The sequence below is a fragment of the Bacteroidia bacterium genome (assembly GCA_040880525.1).
Classification (GTDB): domain Bacteria; phylum Bacteroidota; class Bacteroidia; order CAILMK01; family JBBDIG01; genus JBBDIG01.
The window spans coordinates 142,728-165,368 of sequence record JBBDIG010000014.1; the positions used below are offsets into that span (position 1 = coordinate 142,728).

Sequence of the window (22,641 nt, forward strand, 5' to 3'; positions counted from 1 at the left end):
AGCCCTGATGCTTGAGTGGTGCTCTCTTTTCTCCGCCCTGAAGGACGGAGCTATTGATCGAAGGACGGAGTTATTAATGGAGAAACGGATTGCTCCCAATCTGGCGCGAGGTTTTCCTCGTGCCTTTTTCTGGGAAAGCGGCAATATCCTGAAAAGGACAATCGCAGCAGCTTCATCATCAAAACAACCACAAGCCACTAACTTTGCCGCATGATTCAGGAAAAAATCAACCACCTAAGGCTACAGGCCGAAGAATTCGATACCGCCACGCCCGATGCGCTGGAGCAATTCCGCATTCACTTTCTCGGAAAGAAGGGAGCACTGCAGGAACTGTTTGGCGCACTAAAAGCGGCATCACCAGAAGAGAAGCGCGAAATGGGGAAGCCCATTAACGAACTGAAGCTGTGGTTGCAGGAAAAATATGATTCAGAAAAAGCACGGCTGGACGAAATGGCATCCGGGCGTGAAGGCGAATCCATTGACCTGACGTTGGATGCTTATCCTGTGCCGTTGGGAGGTCGGCATCCGCTCAGTGTGGTTCGCAAGCGCATCATCCGCATCTTCGATCGCCTGGGCTATACCGTAGCGGAAGGTCCTGAGATCGTGGATGACTGGCACAATTTCACTGCCCTGAATACACCGCAGGATCATCCTGCGCGCGATATGCAGGATACGTTTTACGTCCAGACCAATCCTGATATGATTCTTCGCACGCATACATCACCGGTGCAGGTGGGCGTAATGGAAAACCAAAACCCGCCCATTCGCATTATTGCGCCCGGCCGCGTTTATCGCAACGAGACGGTCTCGGCCCGCGCACATTGCCAGTTCCACCAGGTAGAGGGGCTTTTTGTAGCGGAAGATGTATCGTTTGCCGACCTGAAGCAGACGCTCTACTTCTTTGTGCAGGAGCTATTTGGAATCGGCACCGAAATCCGTTTACGCCCATCTTATTTCCCTTTCACCGAGCCGTCAGCCGAAATGGATATTTCCTGCCTGATATGCCACGGGAAAGGCTGCGCAGTCTGCAAACACACAGGCTGGGTAGAAATTCTGGGCTGCGGAATGGTAGACCCTGCCGTGCTCACCAATTGCCGCATTGATCCTGAAAAGTATTCGGGCTTTGCGTTTGGGATGGGCATTGAGCGCATCGCCATGCTGCTGTTTGGCCTCAACGACATCCGCCTCTTTTTCGAGAACGATGTGCGATTCCTGAAGCAGTTCCAAAGTTTGAGTTAAACAAGTTTTAGTATTGTTAAAAATTAATAATTTTGAGATATGAGCATTATTGATGAAAATATAGATAAAATAAGGGCTTTATGCAACAAGCATAAGGTAACCCGATTATTTGTATTTGGGTCAATCCTGACTGGTAATTTAAAAAGTAATAGTGATATTGATCTATTGGTTGATTTCTCCAGAGTTGATCTATACGACTATGCGGATAATTATTTTGATTTTAAAAAATCGTTAGAGAACCTGTTCAAAAGAGAAGTTGATCTTCTTGAGGAAAAAGCCGTTAAAAATCCCTTTCTCAGACAAGCGATAGATGCTACAAAACAACAGATTTATGAATGCCAGATGATTTAATTTGGAGTATTGTAATAATCATTTAGAGAAATAAAACAAGAGGTAGAGCGATTATTAAATGAGTGAATGGGATAAAATCTTTTTTGAATTTTTAATTACTGAGATTTTCTTCAGCACCAAACCAGAAAGCCTTTTTATTTGCGTTACCCAAGTCATCAACGCATTCAATTACACGCGCTACAAAATTATACAGGAAGCCTTATTTAAAACATCCTCTGGAACATCTCCGTATCTTTTAATGCTGTGCGAGATAAAGATTCTTTCCCTAAGAAAAAGGCCATTGCAACCTCATGGCTGCCACGAGCTGCGGATCTTGGGTCAGGTAAGGTGTAGTCGTAAACGTAGCTGACCTTGAATCTTCCCTTATTAAAGCCGATCAGAAAATTGAAAGCATCCGAATTAATGTGTGTTTTTGCCGGGCTTGTAATGATGGCACGGTAGGATATACCCCCGGCAAAAAGTCCCTTATGCAAGTTGATTCCCGGCCATACCTGGGAAACGCTTTCCTGCTTATGCAGTACAAAGTAGGGATTTATTACGTAGCCTTTTGGGTCAGATGACAACTTCTTGAAATAGCCTGCCTGCGCCACATATTTACGATATACCCCTCTGGAAATATCAAAATAATCTGTTGTTCGGGCAGGTTCCAAAATATGATCAGCGCCAAATCCCGCATAAAAATTATCTCCATTAATCAATATACCTGCTCCAAAGTCCGGATAACGATCGCTGTATTTTTTCGTTGGCTCTGGCGGATGGCCAATTCCCCATTTTAATTTAGAAGGGTCTACCGTCCTGGTATTGTATGATCCTTTTATGCCAGCACGAAAATTCAGCTTTTTACTGATTCTCAAACTATAGTTGTAGGCCGCTCCTATTGAGGTGCTGCTTGCTACTCCGCTCCTAAAGTTATTCTGGGTAGCAAAAAGGCCAATGCCACCCCCAAGCTTTTCTATGTGTTGATCATAACCAAGATTAAAAGTTTTATTGCCTGATGAAATTGAACTCCAATGATCGTGGTACACCCCGCTAAGGCGCGCCAAATGAGCAGTTCCCGCAAAGGCCGGGTTATAGTAAAGTGGGGCCGCCATAGGCTGGCTAAAATTTGGATCCTGTGCCGAAAGGGAAGGGGCTAACAGCATCATCGCTGCAAAAAAAGTCAGTAGTTTCATGGGTCTTAGCAAGTTTAGTTCATGGCCTCTATCAACCCCAAAGCTCTCCTTTTATTGCTTATAAAATATTTTAATTATTATAAACTTTATAAACCAGCTTTATTGTACATTTTCAATAACACAGTTCGAATCGGATATGCTAATACTTTCCCTGAAGCCTCGAATTATGCTCGTACTTCTGAGGGTTTGATTTGAAATCTTCCCTATCATTAGCAATGTATAATCCCCAGGTTACTTTTCCTGGATAGCGAACGAGTGGCTTACCACATCAGCTTTTAACAGGAATCTCCTTCAGCGTCTCTAATAAATAATCCCAGAATTTCTGCACTGAGGCAATCTCCGCCCGCTCTTCTGGCGAGTGGGCTCCCCTGATGGTAGGGCCGAAGGAGATCAGCTCCATGTTCGGATATTTCTGGCCAATGATTCCGCACTCCAGCCCGGCATGTACGGCTTTCACTGCCGGGGTTTTGCCCGTTTGCTTTTCGTAGACCTGCTTCATTACCTGCAATATTTCTGAGCTGGCGTCCGGCTGCCAGCCAGGATACATTCCCAAATGCCGAACCACTGCACCGGCAAGCTGAAAGGCTGCGGCCACCATTCCTGCCACGGCCAGTTTTGCGCTATCCAGTGAACTGCGTTGGAGGGTATAGATGTCGCAGGTGCCTTTGGCCAGTTTCACTACCGAAAGATTGGTGGAAGTCTCCACAAGCCCCGGTACTTCTGCGCTCATGGCATAAACGCCATTGATGCAGGCATGGAGTGCCCTGACCAACTGTTTGTGGTTTTTTGCACTTAAAACCTTGTAAGGAGCATCCGCTTTTTCAGCGGTAAAGGTCAGGTTGGGTTCCCGGGCCGCATATTCTGCTTTTAATATTGCTTCAAATTCTTTCGCCAGTTTCCTGACATTTTCCAGGTCATCGGCTTCGCAGACCATTACCGCTTCGGTTTCGCGGGGGATTGCATTGCGTGCCGTACCTCCGGCAAATGTGGCCAGTTGCACTTTCGACTTTCCAATAAGGCTGTAAAGGAACCGCGCCATGAGCTTGTTGCTGTTGCCCAGCCCCAGGGAAATATCCATTCCTGAATGGCCGCCTTTTAATCCCGCCATGCGCAGTTTCAGCGCGCTGCTGTTGGCCGGCAGCTCCTGGGTGTCGAATCTGAGGTGGACGTTGGTGTCCACTCCCCCGGCACATCCAATGTAGAGTTCGCCCTCGTCCTCCGAATCCAGGTTCAGCAGGATATCACCTTTCACGAATCCGGGCTGCAGGGCAAAAGCGCCCGTCATGCCGGTTTCCTCGTCAATGGTGAAAAGGCCCTCCAGTGGGCCGTGGGGAGTATCGGTAGCCTGCAAAAGTGCCATGATGGTGGCCACGCCCATCCCATTGTCGGCACCCAGCGTAGTGCCAGTTGCCTTTACCCATTGTCCGTCAATCCGCAGTTGAATGGGGTCTTTGGCAAAATCAATCTTCACATCACCATTCTTTTGGTGTACCATGTCCAGGTGGCTTTGCAGCGTCACCATCTTGCGGTTTTCCATGCCCGGAGTGGCCGGTTTACGGATCACCACATTTCCGGCCTTGTCTACCTCCGTTTCCAGGCCCAGCCCTTCTCCAAAGTCCTTTATAAATTTAATGACCTTTTCTTCCTTTTTAGATGGCCGCGGAACCTCGGAAAGGTTTGCAAAATTGTTCCACACAGCTTTAGGTTCCAGGTTCCTGATTTGGTCTGACATTGTTCTTCTGTTTTGTGATTGAGCGGCTGCAAATGTAAGGGACATGCTGCAGGCCAACTGCCAATTCCAGAAATAGCGCTGTTCTTTGATGCCGGCAGGAAGATATTTGGAAGTGTACGGAGCGAATAAAAGTTTAGCAAGTATTCCTTCCAATAACGTTTTCTATCTTGCGCAGTGTTTGGTGCTGCAAGCCGGGGTATATTTTGGAGCCATAGCGGTGTTTCCGGATGATGCCAGCAGCAGGACAGTAATCCATACGGATATGAGGGGACGAGATATTGGAGAGATTAAGGGATTATTAGATGACTGAAAGTATGGTGGATTTAACACAAATTTGGGTTAGCACAACGTTGTGTGCAAATCTCGGGGACACTTCAAACTTGAAATTTTGGTGATAAAAACAAACTTATACTTTAAACAAACTATATGAACTTAGCAATAGAAAAATTGAACGACATAATTTCCGAATTGGAAAAAATTAATTCTGATTCGTCACTAGATGAAAAACTATTTGACCGAATGGCAGAACGGGCCAAAGCAATTGCTGTAAATAAATTTGACACATCCACTTTTCATAAAGAAAATATTGACAAACTTCAAAACAGAATATCAAACTCCTTTAATGGTTTCCGTAGTTCTCATGCTTTAGAATTAGTTGGACTTGTTCAAATAATTATTGACGACATTGAATTGAATGCGCATAAGGATCAACAGCTTCAAACAGTATCAAAGCTGAACGCAACTAATAATTCAACTGCTGCGGAAAAATACACAGTTGGCAGCGACAGTTTAAAAGTGTTTATTGTTCATGGACACAATGACGCTATGAAAGAAGCTACAGCAAGAACTGTTGAGAAATTAGGATTGAAAGCAATAATTCTTCATGAGAAAGCAAACGCAGGTGACACTATTATTGAAAAGTTTACAAAATATTCTGATGTTGGTTTTGCTGTTGTATTGCTGTCTGCTGATGACTATGGTTATTCAAAAGCAGATGGTGCTACAAAAGCCAAACTAAGAGCAAGACAGAATGTAATTTTTGAGTTAGGTTTCTTTTATAGCAAACTTGGACGAAAAAGAGTTGTTGCAATATTTGAACAAAGCGCAAATTTTGAGAAGCCGTCAGACATTGACGGAGTGATATACATCCCATACAGTTCTGACAGCAAATGGAAATTTGATTTGGTTAAAGAGCTTTTAGAAATTGGCTATCAAGTTGATACTAATGCTTTACTTAAATAGTTAACTATGACATTAATCTCAACAAATTTTCATGCTCACAACGGAGAACTTCGCACGAGACGAAAAGTAGAGTATTACATAACAGCACCTACCCAAAAGTGACGGTTCAGCGGTTCAATCAAGCTTTGTGCTTTGTATCAACTTCAGAAGAAACCTCCCGAAATTTACAATTCCACCTCAACACCGACCATCGGCACAGAAGAAACCTCCCGCCATTCCTGATATATGCGTTGTTTCTCCAGGACTTTCAGCGGTAGAGCCTGGTGTTTTTTGTGCTTTGTCACAGTTCCGATGCTGGCCTTAAAGGGGGAGGTGATTAGCTGGCAGGTACATGCAGTACTATTTTTAATGAAATACGCAGAAATCACCAATTCCCAACATTTTATACACAGTTTTTTGAGATATTTAAATTAAACTGACTAATTTAGCGCCTGACAAAATAAAGTCTGACAATGAACAGAATTAAGGAAGTGTTGGAACAGAAAGGAATTAAGCAGACTTGGTTGGCTGAAAAACTTGGAAAGAGTTACAATATGGTAAATGCCTATGCTCAAAACAGACAGCAACCAAGATTGGAACTCTTGATGGACATTGCTATAATATTGGATGTTGACGTAAAAGACTTGATAATCTCGAATAAGATTTCTGATTGATGATTTTTGATTTATGAAAGAACAGATACAAAATAGAACAAAGAAGATGGCACTTGAGATAATTAAATTATCAGATTATTTACCGAACAAGTCAGTTGGTTGGACTTTTTCAAATCAAATTATTAGGAGTGCTACTTCTGTTGCTGCAAATTATAGAGCCGTTTGTAGAGCAAAGAGTGATAAAGATTTTATTTCAAAAATGGAAACTGTAATTGAAGAAGCAGATGAAACTCTCTTTTGGCTTGAAATGATTGAAGAATCGGAAGTGATTGCAGATTTAGGATTGCAGATTGATGATTCTAAAAATCAGCAATCACAAATCAACCATCTAAAATCTGAAGTGAATGAGTTGATTTCAATATTTGTAGTTTCAGTGAAAACGGTTAAGAATCGGCTCAATCAAAAACCATCAATCCTAAATCAAAAATAAAAGAGATGAGCGATTTAGTTCCTAAAAATAATTTTATTCTGTATAACGCACCAAGTGGTGAAGTTACGCTAAACGTTTTGCTGCAAAATGAAACCATTTGGTTGACCCAAAAAATGATGGCTGAATTGTTTGATGTTGGCGTGCCTGCCATCAACAAGCATTTGACTAACATATTTGAAAGCAATGAGTTAGAAGAGGATTCAGTTATTTCCATTTTGGAAACAACTGCCGCTGACGGCAAAAACTATAAGACCAAGTTTTACAACTTAGATGCTGTAATTTCTGTAGGCTATCGGGTAAATTCAGCCAAAGCTACGCAATTTAGAATTTGGGCTACCAAAACCCTGAAAGAATATATCATCAAAGGTTTTGTGCTAGACGACAACCGATTGAAACAAGGTGAAGCGGTCTTTGGTAAAGATTATTTCAAGGAGTTATTGGAGCGTGTTCGTTCCATTCGTGCCAGTGAACGCAGAATTTACCAACAAATCACCGACATTTTTGCAGAATGCAGTATTGATTACGACCCAAAAGCAGAAATCACCAAGAAATTTTATGCAATGGTGCAAAATAAGTTTCATTTTGCCATTACAGGTCAGACGGCTGCCGAAATCATATATAAAAATGCCAATGCAAAAAGAGACAATATGGGATTAACCACATGGAAAAACGCACCAGAAGGCAGAATAGTAAAAACAGACACTACCATAGCTAAGAATTATCTGCAAGAGAAAGAGATAAAACAATTGGAACGCACAGTGACGGGCTACTTTGATTATATCGAAAACCTGATTGAGCGTGAAAACACTTTTACAATGGAAAGTTTGGCAAATAGTGTAGATAAGTTTTTGAATTTTAACGAATTCAAGATTTTAGATGGCAAAGGAACAAAGTCGCATCAACAAGCTATTTCCAAAGCAGGAAAAGAATATGACCAGTTTAACAAGACTCAAAAAATTATTTCTGACTTTGACCGAAGATTGAAGAATTTAGAATGATGATTTAGGATTTGTGATTATCTAAAACGAAAATATAAAGAAGATGAACAGTAAAGATTTGCAACAAAGAAGTAAGCAGTTTGCATTGGCAATTATAAAACTTGCTGAATACTTACCAAACAATAGAGTTGGATGGACTTTTACAGACCAGATAGTGCGTTCTTCAAATTACAGAGCAGAATAGCTGGCAGGCTGATGGAGATTCCGTGTCGCAGGAGTTACTTTTCAATGGCGATTAATAGGTTCAGGCACAAAAGAACCCGCTTACTCCTGCCAGCCTGGGGCGCAGGCCATTTGGATTCAGCATCTATGAAAAACGCTGAACTTTCTATGCAAGGAATTCTGTTTCCTATCTGAACAGGCTGTTGTCACTAAATCTAAAGATGCAGACATAAGAATAGAATGGTCTTTTTTAAAGAGATTTGCATCACTGTTTACGTACCAAAAAATATCTACTAAATGAAAAAGCATCTTTTCGCCCTCGCTTCACTTCTGCTGTTCTGTCAGCCGGGGTTGTTTGCCCAGATCATACCCAATGCGGGGTTTGAAAATTGGAACACCATAAATCTTCCCCAGGATCCGCTGCACTTTGTCACTTCCAATTCGCAGGTTTATTTGGAAACCGGGGCCAATGTAACCCGTGTAACTGATCAGCAGAACGGAGATTATGCCATCAGGCTTGAAACGGTGGAGGCAAGCGGAGAAGTGGTGCCTGGAGTGGTTTCGAGTGGAGCCGTAAATATCTCAAGTTTTTCATTCCAGGGCGGGTTTCCATATAGCAATGCACCTGATTCGGTTACCGGCTATTGGAAAGGCGATTTTGAACCCAATGATTCCGGCTTTATCGTTTTTGTTTACGTCAATAACAATCAGCCGGTTACATTTCCTGTTTTTAAACATTTCAAAGGAAACGTGGCTAATTATACCCGTTTCTCATTTCCCGTTCCTGCCCCATCGTCCGGAGTGGCTGATAGTTTTTTTATCGCCATGTCATCAGGAGATTTAAACAACCCGAAGGTGGGCAGCGTATTTTATCTTGATAACCTGCGCCTCACAGGCACTACCGATTCTGTTTATAACCAGGACTTTGAACATTGGATAAATCCCTCTTATGAGGATCCTGCTGATTGGTCTACTGCCAACTTCATCACGTTTCTTGATGGAGAACTTTCTGCCAGCCGGACGACTGATAATCACAGCGGAGATTATGCTGTGCGTATTGAAAGCATTTACAGTTCCGTGGTGGAAGAGTATTTTGGCTTTATTGCCACCGGCCGCATCCAACTGGACGGAGAATTTACAGGTGGCATTCCCACAACGGCTGAACCGGCCAGGCTCAGAGGTTGGTACAAGTATTCGCCTTCAGGAAATGATTCGGCCATTGCAGGGGTTTATTTCTCAAAATTCAACAGCAGTCTCGGAATCAGCGAACCGGTGGATTCAGCATTCATAAAATTACCTGCGGCCTCAGTTTATACGCCTTTTGAAGTTCCCATTCTTTATAAGTCAGGGTTTGACCATGATACTGTGGCGGTGTTATTATCCAGCACAGATATGACAGCCAGCGGCACAGCGCGCGAAGGCAGCGTTCTCTGGGTGGACGATCTGGAATTTACACAACCTGCGCCTACGGTTTCTTTTACAAACACTGCGCTTGCGATCACAGAAAACGATACGACCATTTCTGTGGAGATCAGTATACAAGGTGCCAACAGCGACCCTACTACAGTGGAGGTGATGCTGGGAAGCCAATCCACGGCAACTGCCGGAAGTGATTTTGAATTTACGGGAACGGTTGTCACATTTCCTGCAAGTTCGTCTGCCCCTCAAACCGTGGATATTATAATTAAAGAAGATACCGATGAGGAAACGGATGAAACCGTGGTGCTGCTGCTTCGAAATGCTTCCAACCTCGCAAACCTGAGTGACAGCATTTTCACGCTTACCATTGAAGATAACGATCCGGTAGGTATTGAAGCGGGTAAAGCGAATATATTGCAGGTCCGGCCTAATCCCTCCCAGGAATTTATTACCATCTCAGGATATACCGGCAAGGGAAACCTGACAATAAATGATGCTACAGGCAGGAAGATTATGGAAATTGCAATTGAAGAAAGGCAGGCAGTGGATATCAGCGGTTTAAAACCCGGAAGATATTTTATTACCCTTCAGGATGCCGGCAATGCTTTTTTTCAATCATCATTTTTAAAAATTGAATAGCATTTTAAAAAGGAAAAATTAAGATTTACAAATAACTAAATGTTTAAAGGAGATTAAATTATGTCAGGACATAGTAAATGGTCTAAAATAAAAAGGAAGAAAGGAGCGAATGATGCCAGGCAGTCCAAGGTTTTTTCTAAAATGGTAAAAGAGATCCAGGTGGCCGTGAAGCAGGGTGGACCTGATCCGGAAGGAAATCCGCGGCTCAGGCTGGCAGTGCAGAATGCCAAAGGTGTGAACATGCCAAAGGACAATATTGACCGCGCAATCAATAAAGCCTCTGGCGCTGACGATGCCACCTACCATGAAGTTACCTATGAAGGATATGCTGCGGCAGGTGTAGCGGTTTATGTGGAATGCACTACCGATAACATTAACCGTACGGTCGCTAATGTGCGTTCCTATTTCAATAAATTTCATGGCAGCTTCAGTACTTCCGGCTCCCTGGATTTTATTTTTGATTCAAAGGGCGTTTTTTCTTTTCCGATAGAAGAACACGATGAGGATGAGCTGATGCTGGAACTGATAGATGCAGGTGCGGAAGATGTGGAAGTAGAAGATGGCGAAGTAACCGTGTACTGCGCCCGTGAAGATTTCGGCAGCATGCAGAAAAAGCTGGAAGCGTTGCAGATTGAACCCTCAGAAGCCGGGTTGAAGCGCTTGCCTAAAGTGCATAAAAAAGTAGACCCCGAAAACTTCCGGAAGGTGATGCGCCTTATCGAAGTACTGGAAGACGATGACGATGTTAAGGAAGTATATCATAATGTGGAGATGAGTGACGAACTCATGGCCGCCTATGAAGATCAGGATTAATGAGGAGTTATATCTTTCGGGATATAAGGCCGGAGACAAAGATGCTTTGGTCCGGCACCTCAACGACAATGAGATCAGGCGCAATTTGCTGATGGTTCCGTCTCCTTACTTTGAGGAAGATGCAGAAGTATGGATACGGCAGGTAGCCGGGATGCCGCTCAATTCTCAGTTCCTCATCCGCAAGGGAGATGGCGAGGCGATTGGCGGGATTGGATTCGTGTTTCCGGCTCAGGAGGTTATGCGTCATCAGGCCGATGTAGGCTACTGGCTGGCGAAAGGCTGGCGCGGCAAAGGTTTTATGAAACAGGTTTTGTTGCGCTTTTGCGAGCATGGATTCGAGTATTTTAAGCTAATTCGTATCAGTGCCCATATATTTTCAACCAACATTCATTCAGAGCAGTTGCTCCTGAGCTGTGGTTTCAGGCAGGAGGGTTACCTGGAAAAATTTTATATGAAGAATGGAAAACTCATTGATGCCAAGCTTTTCAGTAAACTAAAGACTTTATCTCAATGAATTATTTATTAATTCGAAACTTAGGAATTGCTTTCCTAATGCTGGTTTCGGTTACGGCTTGTACTACATGGCGCAGCAGTCTTTCTTCCATTGATTGGCTTCCAGGAGGATGGGAAAGCAAAGCAGGCAGTAGTATGATAGTAGAGGAGTGGCAGCAAAGCTCCTCCAAAGAATGGACAGGTCGCGGCATGCTCGTGAAGGAAGGTGATACCACGGTTTTTGAAAAATTGAAAATAACCCGGAAAGAGAAAAATTACTATTATGTTGCCGATATATTAGAAAATTCGGAATCCACCTGGTTTAAAATAATAGAAATAAACGACAGCAGTTTCACCTGCATAAATCCTGAACATGATTTTCCTAAGAAGATTGTTTATTTACGAAATGGCGATCGTTTAAGTGTAGTAATATCGGGGGATGGAAAAGAACGGGAATTTAATTTTTTACGGAAGGGCAGCGGGAGTTCTTTATAAATGACATTGTCAAATAAATATCGAAATCTTAAACTCGTAATTTTCGATGTGGATGGAACGCTTTACCGCCAGGCGCCTTTACGCAGAATTATGGCCCTGAAGCTGGCATTTCATTACCTCCTTCGACCCTGGAAATATAAGGAGCTGCTAATGCTTAAGGAATTCAGGGAGCAGCGGGAAATACTGGCTAATCAGGCAGATGCTGATCTTTCCACGAGCCAATACCGAATTCCTGCACAAAGCGCTGGAGTATCCGTTGCAGTTTTGGAAGCGCTGGTAAAACATTGGATGCTTATTGCTCCGTTGCCTTATCTTAAAAAGAACGTTTTCCCTTCTGTTCATAAAGTATTTCATATTTTAAAAGAAAATAAAATAAAAATTGCTGTACTTTCTGATTACCCGGCCAGCGAGAAATTGGAGGTATTGGGACTAAAGGCTGACCTGATCGTATCTGCTGCCGAAGCCCATATAAATTGCCTCAAACCTGGTACAAAAGGAATATCTTATATTTTAAATTATTTTAATATAAAACCGGCTGAATGCCTTTTTGTAGGAGACCGGCCTGAATTGGATGGAAAATGTGCCGGACGCATGAAAATACCTTTTTATCAGATCAGGAACAATGATGATCATGAAAAGCTGATTGTTCTTTTAAAGAAACAATCTGAAGTATTTTGATGAACACAGTCTCTGAAAAGTTAAATTAAAAAGATATATTTTGTTTTAATAAATTAGAAACAGGAGGAATTGGATTTTCATCATGAATAATTCAAAAGAAATTTCTAACATTGAAGAGAAAATCAAGAGCGAATGTCGAAATTCATCAGGGTATTATCCATTGACGGAGGCGGAATAAGGGGGGTGATACCCGGGCAGATCCTTGTGGAACTGGAAGAAAAGCTCAGAAAGCGGTCAGGAAATGCGAATGCGAGGATAGGAGAATATTTCGATATGATAGCCGGAACCAGCACAGGAGGCATTCTGGCCTGCGCGTATCTTGCTCCCCGGCATCCGGGAGATCCTCACCCGCGGTTCAACGCGCAGGAGGTGGTGGATATTTACCGCGAACATGGCGACCAGATATTCAACGTACCGCTCCATCACCGCTTGCGTACGCTATACGGTTTTATGAATGAAAAGTATCCTTCTTCAGGACTTGAAGAGGTGCTGGACAGCTACTTCGGGAAGATGAAGCTGAGCCAACTAATGAAGCCAAACCTCATTACGGCTTATGATACCGGGAGGCGCAAATCATGGTTTTTCCGGCAACAAAATGCGCACAAGCCTTCCAGGAACTTTTTTGTAAAGGATGTATTATTAGCCACGTCTGCGGCTCCGGCATATTTTGAAATAGCAAAAGTGAAAGCCATGAGCGGCAAGCAATTTTCATTTATTGATGGCGGTGTGTTTGCGAATAATCCCGCACTCTGCGCCTATGCAGAAGCCCGGATCATTTTTAAGAAAAAGGACTATCCCGGTTTGCGCGCCACAGCCATTGATATGGTGGTGGTATCGCTTGGCACGGGCCGCTCGGCTGCCAGCTATGATTATAACAAAACCAAATATTGGGGCCTTGGCCATTGGGCAAAACCGATGATGGACATGATGATGAGCGGCCAGGCCGAAACGGTGGACTACCAGTTGCGCCAGATCTATGATTCAATTGAATCCGCTGATCAGTATATCAGGATAAATACTACGCTGCCAAAAGAAATGACGGGCGAAATGGATGATGCTTCAGCAAATAATATCCAGGCTTTGATTGATATTGGAAATAAAACCGCCAAAAAACATAATGCTGATCTGAACAGAATTGCCGATATGCTTTTGGAATAATTGTCGTTTTAAGCTACCACTCGGATTCGCTGTAAAACCGGGAAGAAATTTCCTCCACCTGGTTTTTTATTTTATAAATATCTTTATCATCAAGCCGGGTTTTCCAGCTATCAATATTTGCTTTGCTGTCACGCTTTAGTAATTCTTCACTGCCCTGGGGCCCGGCAGGATTTTCAGCCGCACTGGCTTCCTTAATGATCTCTTTTACATCCCCGTTAAAAGGAATATCCAGAAAGTTATACAGTTTCCGATATTCTGTAATTGGATTTTCTGAAAGGTCTTTGTGCCGCACAAACTTCCAGTTGGGATGGCGTTCCCTGTATTGAAGTATTACATCATGGAACATGGTCCACAGCAGCGCAGCCTGCTCTACAATGTCTTTTTCCGTTTTAGAATATTCTTCAATTTGTGTCCGGTAATCCCTTAATAGCGTCTCCATCAATTCTTCCTGGGCAAGCAGATCTTCAAAGGGAAAGGTCCAGTCTTTACGCATAATGCTACTCACAAAAGCTGCCGGATGCCGGATGAGCACCACAACATCCATATCAAAAGTTTTTGCCAGCCATTCAACTGAAAAAAGGGCAATAGGATCCTTGATTAATGGACGTTGATTTTTATACTTAAAAAACTGAAATTTTCTCTTCAGGAATATTTTGAGATGATAAAGAGATTGTAAATTGGTGAGTGTAGAAGCTGGATACTTTAAATTTAAAATATGCTGAAAATGCTTTTTATAAATATCCGAATTGTTTTTGCTTACATATAAAAACCATTTGTCAAAACAAGCGCCACAGCCACAATCAGGAAAAATGGGATTGAAGGGCTCATGAATATAAGCCACTTCCGGAGAGGCTGACAACATTTTTCCTACCCAGGTGGAACCTGAGCGATGCGTGCCGGTGACTATTATTGGTCTCTCATCATTCATTTTGGGAAGGGCTTAATCAACATTCAAAAATACTGATTATATCGCGTGGAGGCAAATTTGATATAACTACAGGATGTAACGCCACCGCTTGATTGCAGGTTACTGCCGGTTATTATGGAAATGAATAAAGAGAGTGCCGGTAAATAGCCTTATTTCTGAAATTCCTCAGAATTCGCTGAATATTGCTGCAACGGAACTTCAGGATTCCTATAATTGGAGATTTTTGATAATTGAATTTTAATACCTTGAATTCAATTACAAGAAAGATCTGCTAGTGGATTAATTGTCGAACATCAGCTTTAAGGTACCGTCTGTAATATCAACGGTCTCTCCTCCGCTGGTACCTACCGAACCGGAAAAGGACGCTTCCATCATTCCATCCAAAGCATAGTCCAGAATCGTAAATTCTACGGACATTCCAGCCGGGTCCTCCCCAGTGCTGAATACCGTGCCCGAAGTATCCATATAAGTGATTTCCTGAGTGGGTGCAGTCGTTTCATTAAAATCCGCGATCAGACCATTTGAGAATCCGTCAGTTGGTTCTTCGAGGTATATCAGGAGTTCAGGTTTCTGACCGCTGGCATCCGTTCCGCTTATGATGATTTTATTTACTCCCCCTGTGGTATCCCGCGTTGCCGAGAATTGCATGACTGATACGGCTTCCCCATCTGCCTTGTAGTTCATAAAGTAAGAGACCGTATTGGTACCTGAGATGGTTACAGTTTTGGTGACAGCAGCATAACCTGAAGGACCGTGAGCCACCAACGTTACTTCATATGTGCCTTCTTCTCTGTACCTGTGCGTAGGGTTAATCTCATGTGTCTCTTCTGAAGCACGGCCATCGCCAAAGTTCCAACGGTAGTTTGTTGCGTATTCCGAACGATTTATGAAGGAAACATCGCACGGGAACTTGCAGTTATCATTGCCAATAACGAAATCGGCATCTACCGGGGGTATCAGCTTATCAATGTCGCCTTTTTCATGACAACTCACTAATACGGAAATGGTTAGCAAAAGAAGGATTACATTTTTCATTTTCATCTTGATTCATTCTTAAAGTTGGCCGCAAGATAACGCTCTATCCGAAAAGCATGAAATTTTTGGTGAGATAGGAACACGGGGCAATAAAAAGGAACAAGGATGGAACGGATTAGCACTGTTTAAAAATATCCGTGAGAATTCGTTTGATCAGTTAAATCCGTGTTCCCATCCAACAGAGCTTGCCGGCACATTCCAAATAGAGCATTTCAAGGCCAGCGTATTTGAATCAGCTATTGACTTAGCCATGTAATAATTAATGGGGTAGTAGGCGGGCAACTGGAATTGTTTTAACTACCCACCATCACTTTTCTGTACACCACCTTTTTGCCGTCCGCTACTATTTTTAGCAAATACAAACCGGGGCTCAGGCCGTTAACGTCAAATTCCGCTTCACGCCCGGAAGCACTTAATTCCCTTACAACACGTCCCTGCTGATCAATGAGCCGGACATCCAGGCGGGAAACATTTTCAGCCGCTTCTATTCGGACTCTATCAGAGGCGGGATTTGGGTAAATATGGAGATGGAGCACGGTTTCTTCAAATTCATCAATTCCAGTTATGCCTGCCCCACCTAAAAAGCGGGCCGCACAAATGACATTGTTACCAAAATCATTGACGAACGAACCACCCACTATCACAAGGCGTCCATTGGGTTGTATGGCAGCAGCCTTTGCGTGGTCATCTCTGTTCCCGATGTTTTTCGTAGCAATGCCATCCAGGCTGAAAGAAGGATCAAGGGATCCATCACTGTGATAGCGCACCAGGGCAAAATCGCGGTTCCAGATACCATCTGCATCACCGGCCACAAGGATCTTTCCATCTCCCAGCACCGAAACCGACTTGGCGTAGGCATCGCCCTTCAACACGGGAGTTATTACTTTGCCATTGGTGCCAAAGGATTGGTCTAAGGTGCCATCGGGCAGCAGCCGGGCTAAGGCAAACGCGTAGTCGGAATCCATGTAGATATCTCCGGCCAGTATAATCTTTCCATCTTCCTGTATATCTGCGCCATAGGCCCTGGAATTCTCTCCAAAAGGTACAGTCAAAATGCCGTTTCCGCCAAAGCCGGAATTAAAGCTGCCGTCTTGATTGAATTGTGCTAACAGGAAATTGTTATCACCCTGCGAATATCCCGAACCAATAGCCAGGATCTTGTTATTCTGGTTGAGTATGAGTTTATGGATTTGCACGGTACTTCCGCCCAGGTTGAATTTCACCATGCCGTTATCGCCAAAGTTGAAATTTGGGCTCCCGTCATGGTTGAAGCCCAGAAGAACGCCATTTACACCCTCGCCAGTAAAGAAGGTATAGCCACTAACCACAATTTCTCCGTCAGGCATAGCGATCACCGAGGTCCAGTAAGTAGAGCTCCCATCCCAGTCTCCGATGAACACCATCCCCGAGTCAGCAAAACTCTGGTCAAGGTTTCCGTTCGGGTCAAAGCGGGTCAGCAGCACACCTGATTCCGATTGATACGATGCCCTTGCCAGGGCCAGTATATTTTGATTCCCGTCCAGTGCAATACTTTGAACATCCGGCTCATAATCGTCCCATACCACTTCAGCCACGCCCTGATTGCCAAAGCCCAGGTCGGCATTGCCATAGCGGTCCAGGCGTACCAATACGGAACTGACCGGCCTGCTGGTCGTCACGGTGGCCCCGATAAGTATTTTTTCATCGGGCTGAATCAGCACTGAGGTCGCTTCATCATCGGTGTGAAGATCAAGGATATATTTCCCATTCCCGTTGAATGAAAGATCGAGTTCACCTTCCTGAGAAAGCAGTAAAAATGGTAGAAATATGAGACCGTAAAGGATAGTAAGTTTTTTCATGGTGCTGATTTATTTTTAGTTATTAAACTTCTGTGTCGGAATTGGCGCATTTTATAGCATTTAGTATTTCCATACAGTGACCGGGTAATACCTTCCTGCAATTAGCCCCCTAAATCCCCCCAAGGGGGACTTTACGTACTGCTGAAGCCCTTAGGGGTTTGGGGGCCTGAGATGTATGCGGCATTTTACGGGTAAATTGGTATAAGGTGTTTGAGGTAGATGAACACGCTATAGATCGTAAGCCGGTGAAAAGCCGTTCGATTTATCCCACATACAGTATTGCGTTCCTTGTTTATTAAAAAACAGGGTATAGTCAATACTGCCGATGCGTAGGTAACACACTGCCCCGTAGGAAGAAAATGGTGAACTATTACCGTTTATTTCCAGGTCGGCAATGGAGCGCGCAGGCCCCCAATGCAGGTTCCAGGAGTTGGAGTTATGGTACAATGCAAACTCGTCCCCTTCCTTGTTGATCACCAGCATATTATATGGGTCGGCATTGCTGAAGTTGATAAAGGCCATACCGGTAATTCCCTGGGCGTTGAAAGGACAGCCGCCTCCCAAAAAGCTACCCATACCGGATGCTGATCCGTTGAAATCAGTGGCTCCTGGCATCCTGTGAAACTTATTGCCGTTGAGATCAAAAAAGTAAACATCTGCGGTAGCTGTGCTGCTGCGGTAAACGCCACCCGCCCCAACAGAGGTCAGATCAATGGCACCATTACCGAGGTCGGAAAGGCCATAAGGGCCACTAAGACTGTTGTCGTCTTCGCTCAGCATAAATCGGTTGCCGGCCTTATTGAAAAGCGCCACCCGGTTGTAGCGCATATTTATGGCAGCACCAATGGCTCCGAAATCGCTGGCAATGCCTTCCCAGTGTGAGGTAGCGGCAGGTGGACTGTTGCCACTCCCGATGGGCACGCAGTTGGTCACATCGTATTTATTGGAAAGCTGCACACTCACCACCCGATTGTCATAAACGCTGCGCACCACGTAGCTTACCGGCTTTCCACTGCGGATGTCTCCGGCACTGGCCAGTTTGTTGACCAGGCTATCGAGGCTGCTGGCATCTACCACAGTGCGTAAAGTCGCTGAGGCTTCACCACCATAAGCAAAAACCTGTATTTTAAGATTGCTGAGTGTGCTCAGGTAGCTAGCATCCACACTACCGCCACCGCTGGCAGCAATGGCACTGAAAGAACCCTTTATCCCGGCTTCCATATCAAAAGATGAAGCCGTGGATTCTATGAGCATATAATAGGTTCGGCCATAGGTAACATCTGAAACATAGGTGGCAGGATTGCCTGTACCCACGTACTTGGCAAGGTCATCCGGGGTTACATTGGGTGCAAAAAGCTGGTCTTTATTGGTGGGAATGTCAAAGCTCATGGTATAATAACTCTGGTTGAGTTGCACCAGATAGGAATTGTAAGAACTGCTCGTGTTGAGCTTCAGGTAGGCTTCCAGCTCCATGAAGGAATTTTCAAAATCAGCGTCAACCTCCAGGGCAAACTGTTCCCTGCTCTGGACATTGGTATAGGTAAAATTGAAATTGGCCGGTACCACACCCGAAGCCTGGTTGATGATGTTGTTCATGGCATCTGTGATACTGCTTTTTGTCACTTCATCCACAGTAAATGAAGAAGTAAGGTTTCCATCGAGAATGTCGTAGGAAATTGTACCTCCCGCACGGTCCACGGCAATAACATCGGGAGTGGCCTTGCGCAGGGATTTTCCCTGAAGCATACTGCCGGGGTAAATTACGTTGGCATTGGGATTAAACATTGGAAAACCACCATCACCACCAGCGCCTGTTTTGGCTTCAAGGGTGGTAGTGGTGCAGCGCCAACGCTGGCCGCCTTCTTCCTTGGTTGATGTTGAAGAACCCTCTTCTGTTTCCGAATCTACCACAGGATCGAATCCACCACCGGATTCGATGACGGCTTCAAAGGTTTGCGGAATGGGAGCTTTGTCCGGATCGTCTTTTTTACATTGAACAAGGACTAAAAAAGGAATTAGCAGGAGGGACAGGTAAAATTTTTTGTTCATCGAAATCAGCATTTTGAATTGAGTGACCGCAAAGTGCTGAAGACGGCTATACCAGCCAAATAATAGGGGTAGACAAAGGGTAGACAGATTTCGATTAAGATCAGAAAAGCACTTCTTCAGGCCAATATGATGTTATCATATTTTCTTACCCAATTTGTCGTGGAAGTCTATGGGATAGATCATTTTCAGACACATAAAGTGAAACCGGGCCCTGTTCATGTTCTTGTGTTGAACCAAAATTCATGTTCCAGTCGGAAGCAAAAAAAATTGCCAAGAAAAGGGCTATAATGCTCAGCACGAGGGCCAAAAATCCAATCAAGAAATGAAAGATACGAGAATACCAAACTCGGCTATAAGTTTTGTCGCTAAGTTCAAACCCAAAAGCTGAAGATACTGGAAGTAATAAACTTAAGATTGCTAATGTTACCATAACAGCGTCTTCTCGATCATGCGAGCCTATTACATCCTCAAAAAATAGCCATTCAACCATTACGGTAGCTATCATAAGGAAAATGGGAAGCAACAATATTATAACTGCCGAAAATTGGTTCATCCAAACCTCCTTCGGAAATCTCTTGCTAACCTGAAAAGTCACTATGCCTGCTGCAATACATATTATTGGACTGATCGTGATATATAGGCGAAGCCGTGGTAGATCGCTTTTAAACCTCTCCCCGAGCGTCCAACCTAAGGTATCTTGAGTTTCATAAATGTTAATGAGAGATAAAATGAAAAGGATCATAGACATGAAAAATATAACCAACATACTTGCAAAGCAAATGGGTAAATAGGCTATTAGAAGTTTTTGATTAGATGATCGCTGGTTTAGTTTATGTTCCATCACTCTCCGCAGGTTTTATTACAGCAATCGCGAAGATATTAAATTGCGATTTCTTTGTTCAACACTTTTGAGCTTTGTGTGAGCTATTACGAGGCGTCCCGCCTCCTGTTCTTAGATCTCCAGCACTTTATCCAAAGGGAAAGTCGGATTTAGTTTATTAACGTGACAGGTGCTTCCGAGTGACATAGGCAGACACCTACACCTCGTGCATCAAAAATTCATTCATATTTTCTTCAGAAGCCAAAGCCAGTCTTTTGCGCAGCCGGTAGCGGGCCTTCTTCAGTCCGTCATCTGAGATGTGCAGGATGTTCGCAATTTCTTTGTTGGAAAGATTCATCCGCATCAGCGCCACTAACCTCAGGTCATTTGGTGTGAGTTCGGCATAAGTGGCTTGCAGACTCTGTAGAAAATCGGGATGGACTTCCTCGAAAATGCGCATGAATTTGTCCCAATCGTCAGATTTGATTTCTGCGCGTTCAATACGCTGCACCAGCCTGTTCATTTCCTGTTGGCCTTTGCCATTTCCATCCCGTGAAATTTCGCGAAGCTTATCTTTAAAAGATCGCAGCAATTCATTTTTCTCAGCTATCAGCAGTGCCTGCGAGGTAAGTTCCCGTTTCTTATGATCCAGTTCCAGGCGCAATTGTTTTTCTGTGGCTTCCTTCTCCTTTAATTGGAATCGGTGCAATTGCTCCTTCTTTTGTGCGAGCTCCCTGTTTAGTTTTATCTTAGTCTGCTGCCGGTTAATCACCAGGAAGGCAATGACTATTGTCAGTAGAAGTCCCGCAGCCAGCGCTATGTTGCGGATCCATTGTGTCCGTGACCGCGCTTCCAGCAGCGAAATCGCGGCTTCCTGGCTTTTCAGGCGCTCTTCTTTTAGTTCGCTCTCGTATGTTTCCTTTATTTGCTGCACCTGCCTTGCCTTTTCCAGGTTGAAGAGGCTATCCTGCACCTCATGAAACTGCTTCCTGAATGCTAGCCCCTGCTGGTATTCACCGCGTGCTTCGTACACTTTTGATAACTGCAATAGGGCATGTCCGTATTCTTCATTGAACCCGATTTCTTTGGTATGACGCAATGCCATCTGTGCGTGGTGCAGTGCCGAATCCAGCACCCGCAGTTCCATGTAAATCTTAGATATGTAAGTGTGATTGTAGGCGAGCTGGGCAAGATAATCACCGCTCCGGCCAATGTTGTTTGAACTGCGAAAACGGTTTAGCGCCTCTTTTTGCTGACCCAGCAGGAACAACGATCTGCCCATTTGCGCCTCCGCATTCATCAGCAGGTAGGCCTTGCCCAGGCTGTTGAATATATTAACCGCTTCTCTCAGCAGAAGCAACGCAGAATCCGGCTTTTCCAGGAAATTCAGATCGTTGGCCAGATTGAGGATCACATAGCCATAATTGCTACTGTCCGCAACCTCCCTGAAATAGGCTGCTGCTAACCGGTTATATTCAAGAGCCACTTGCATTTCCCCGTTCATAGCCGAGAGGGTCGCCAGTTCAGCCTGTGTGCGCGCAATCATATTGCTATTGCCGGTGGCCTTAAAGTACCTTATCGCCTGGAGGTAATCAGCCATCGCAGCAGGGTAATCGCCTAATTCTTTGTAGATCTGCCCACGGTTTAGCAAAGCCATCCCCTTCTTGGTAGTATCTTTTTCACGGGTAAATAATGTTACATTCTGATTGGCATAAAGGAGTGACGAATCTAATTTTCCGAGATAGAGGTAAATACCGCTGATGCCGCCAATGATACGGGCTTGTGTTCGCAGTTCCGGCTCATTAAAACTTGCTTCCGTCTTATGCAGCAACTGAAGTGCAGGTCGCAATTGCCCAGATTGCATTAGCTGCTCTGCCACGTTCAGATAATCCACCGCAGCATATTGTGTAGCAAACCCTTCGGAAGAAATCACCTTCCTGAGCAAAACATCGCACGGCTGTGGATTGCGTTGGTAGCACGCCACCAGCGAATCGAGCGAGGAAGCACTGGCGGAAGGAATAAGGAATAGCGAGACAGCCAGGAGCACGTAAGGCAAATATTTCAACTCCTCAAGATTTATGAGCGGCTAAAGTTAAGGGTTTAAGCGCATCTTCCGTTTTCCATTAAATTCCAAAGGAATTTTTATTATTAATGTTAATCTGTTTTAGAGATATTCAAGTGTTACTTGTTCGTACTTAAAATTGAAAAGCCCTCCTTATTTATTTTATCTTCCTTCAATGCTAAGGATCTGTAACGAAATAACCTGTACATTTGAAGAAAAACAAATGTATGGTTACG

Annotated in this window: 22 protein-coding genes; 14 read left to right on the forward strand and 8 right to left on the reverse strand. The window is 44.0% G+C overall.

Annotated features, from left to right (window positions below; translation table 11 throughout):
• Positions 1 to 7 precede the first annotated feature (7 nt).
• From WD077_02925 to WD077_02935, 3 genes are read left to right on the forward strand one after another with little or no spacing between them, the layout of a single operon-like run.
• On the forward strand, positions 8 to 214 hold the full coding sequence (locus WD077_02925; protein ID MEX0966163.1) for a hypothetical protein: 207 nt from the start codon (positions 8 to 10) through the stop codon (positions 212 to 214).
• A complete protein-coding gene (gene pheS, locus WD077_02930) occupies positions 211 to 1,239 on the forward strand; it encodes a phenylalanine--tRNA ligase subunit alpha (GenBank protein ID MEX0966164.1) in 1,029 nt (342 codons plus the stop codon). Before WD077_02925 ends, pheS begins: the two co-directional genes overlap by 4 nt.
• 39 nt (positions 1,240 to 1,278) lie before the next feature.
• Positions 1,279 to 1,590, forward strand: a complete 312-nt coding sequence (locus tag WD077_02935; protein MEX0966165.1) for a nucleotidyltransferase domain-containing protein — start codon at positions 1,279 to 1,281, stop codon at positions 1,588 to 1,590.
• A 203-nt stretch (positions 1,591 to 1,793) separates the two neighbouring features.
• On the opposite strand, the gene WD077_02940 is transcribed toward WD077_02935, so the two are convergent.
• Together WD077_02940 and WD077_02945 are read right to left on the reverse strand one after the other, a co-directional pair.
• Positions 1,794 to 2,762: a PorP/SprF family type IX secretion system membrane protein gene (locus tag WD077_02940; protein ID MEX0966166.1), complete on the reverse strand. Its 969-nt coding sequence runs from the start codon at positions 2,760 to 2,762 to the stop codon at positions 1,794 to 1,796.
• Positions 2,763 to 3,030: 268 nt separating this feature from the next.
• Positions 3,031 to 4,494, reverse strand: coding sequence for an aminoacyl-histidine dipeptidase (locus WD077_02945; protein MEX0966167.1), 1,464 nt, complete (start codon positions 4,492 to 4,494; stop codon positions 3,031 to 3,033).
• Between the two features lie 88 nt (positions 4,495 to 4,582).
• Here WD077_02945 and WD077_02950 point away from each other — a divergent pair, with 88 nt between their 5' ends.
• From WD077_02950 to WD077_03000, 11 genes are all read left to right on the forward strand, one after another.
• Positions 4,583 to 4,804, forward strand: a complete 222-nt coding sequence (locus tag WD077_02950) for a hypothetical protein (GenBank protein MEX0966168.1) — start codon at positions 4,583 to 4,585, stop codon at positions 4,802 to 4,804.
• Between the two features lie 116 nt (positions 4,805 to 4,920).
• Entirely contained in the window at positions 4,921 to 5,736 is an 816-nt protein-coding gene (locus WD077_02955; GenBank protein MEX0966169.1) for a nucleotide-binding protein, read from the forward strand.
• Between the two features lie 452 nt (positions 5,737 to 6,188).
• Positions 6,189 to 6,389: a helix-turn-helix transcriptional regulator gene (locus tag WD077_02960; protein ID MEX0966170.1), complete on the forward strand. Its 201-nt coding sequence runs from the start codon at positions 6,189 to 6,191 to the stop codon at positions 6,387 to 6,389.
• Between the two features lie 13 nt (positions 6,390 to 6,402).
• Positions 6,403 to 6,819, forward strand: a complete 417-nt coding sequence (locus tag WD077_02965) for a four helix bundle protein (protein MEX0966171.1) — start codon at positions 6,403 to 6,405, stop codon at positions 6,817 to 6,819.
• 5 nt (positions 6,820 to 6,824) lie between these two features.
• The gene (locus WD077_02970) at positions 6,825 to 7,817 is read left to right on the forward strand and encodes a virulence RhuM family protein (protein ID MEX0966172.1); all 993 of its coding nucleotides are present in this window, start codon (positions 6,825 to 6,827) and stop codon (positions 7,815 to 7,817) included.
• A gap of 459 nt (positions 7,818 to 8,276) precedes the next feature.
• Positions 8,277 to 10,037: a Calx-beta domain-containing protein gene (locus WD077_02975; GenBank protein MEX0966173.1), complete on the forward strand. Its 1,761-nt coding sequence runs from the start codon at positions 8,277 to 8,279 to the stop codon at positions 10,035 to 10,037.
• Positions 10,038 to 10,097: 60 nt separating this feature from the next.
• Positions 10,098 to 10,850, forward strand: coding sequence for a YebC/PmpR family DNA-binding transcriptional regulator (locus tag WD077_02980; GenBank protein ID MEX0966174.1), 753 nt, complete (start codon positions 10,098 to 10,100; stop codon positions 10,848 to 10,850).
• On the forward strand, positions 10,834 to 11,364 hold the full coding sequence (locus tag WD077_02985) for a GNAT family protein (protein ID MEX0966175.1): 531 nt from the start codon (positions 10,834 to 10,836) through the stop codon (positions 11,362 to 11,364). The genes WD077_02980 and WD077_02985 overlap by 17 nt, the downstream gene beginning before the upstream one ends.
• Positions 11,361 to 11,837: a DUF6265 family protein gene (locus WD077_02990; protein MEX0966176.1), complete on the forward strand. Its 477-nt coding sequence runs from the start codon at positions 11,361 to 11,363 to the stop codon at positions 11,835 to 11,837. Before WD077_02985 ends, WD077_02990 begins: the two co-directional genes overlap by 4 nt.
• Positions 11,838 to 12,515 carry an HAD family hydrolase gene (locus WD077_02995; GenBank protein ID MEX0966177.1) on the forward strand — a complete coding sequence of 226 codons (678 nt, stop codon included), beginning with the start codon at positions 11,838 to 11,840 and terminating at the stop codon, positions 12,513 to 12,515.
• Between the two features lie 132 nt (positions 12,516 to 12,647).
• On the forward strand, positions 12,648 to 13,673 hold the full coding sequence (locus WD077_03000; GenBank protein ID MEX0966178.1) for a CBASS cGAMP-activated phospholipase: 1,026 nt from the start codon (positions 12,648 to 12,650) through the stop codon (positions 13,671 to 13,673).
• Between the two features lie 13 nt (positions 13,674 to 13,686).
• Here the strand turns inward: WD077_03000 and WD077_03005 are convergent, their stop codons facing one another.
• The 6 genes from WD077_03005 to WD077_03030 all read right to left on the reverse strand — a co-directional run bounded on the left by WD077_03005 (position 13,687) and on the right by WD077_03030 (position 22,408).
• Positions 13,687 to 14,601 carry a sulfotransferase gene (locus tag WD077_03005; GenBank protein ID MEX0966179.1) on the reverse strand — a complete coding sequence of 305 codons (915 nt, stop codon included), beginning with the start codon at positions 14,599 to 14,601 and terminating at the stop codon, positions 13,687 to 13,689.
• 279 nt (positions 14,602 to 14,880) lie between these two features.
• The gene (locus WD077_03010; GenBank protein ID MEX0966180.1) at positions 14,881 to 15,636 is read right to left on the reverse strand and encodes a PKD domain-containing protein; all 756 of its coding nucleotides are present in this window, start codon (positions 15,634 to 15,636) and stop codon (positions 14,881 to 14,883) included.
• Between the two features lie 293 nt (positions 15,637 to 15,929).
• Positions 15,930 to 17,474, reverse strand: a complete 1,545-nt coding sequence (locus WD077_03015; protein ID MEX0966181.1) for a T9SS type A sorting domain-containing protein — start codon at positions 17,472 to 17,474, stop codon at positions 15,930 to 15,932.
• A 228-nt stretch (positions 17,475 to 17,702) separates the two neighbouring features.
• Positions 17,703 to 19,523: a thiol-activated cytolysin family protein gene (locus WD077_03020; GenBank protein MEX0966182.1), complete on the reverse strand. Its 1,821-nt coding sequence runs from the start codon at positions 19,521 to 19,523 to the stop codon at positions 17,703 to 17,705.
• A gap of 145 nt (positions 19,524 to 19,668) precedes the next feature.
• Positions 19,669 to 20,364, reverse strand: a complete 696-nt coding sequence (locus tag WD077_03025) for a hypothetical protein (protein MEX0966183.1) — start codon at positions 20,362 to 20,364, stop codon at positions 19,669 to 19,671.
• A gap of 196 nt (positions 20,365 to 20,560) precedes the next feature.
• A complete protein-coding gene (locus WD077_03030) occupies positions 20,561 to 22,408 on the reverse strand; it encodes a hypothetical protein (protein ID MEX0966184.1) in 1,848 nt (615 codons plus the stop codon).
• Positions 22,409 to 22,641: the final 233 nt, after the last annotated feature.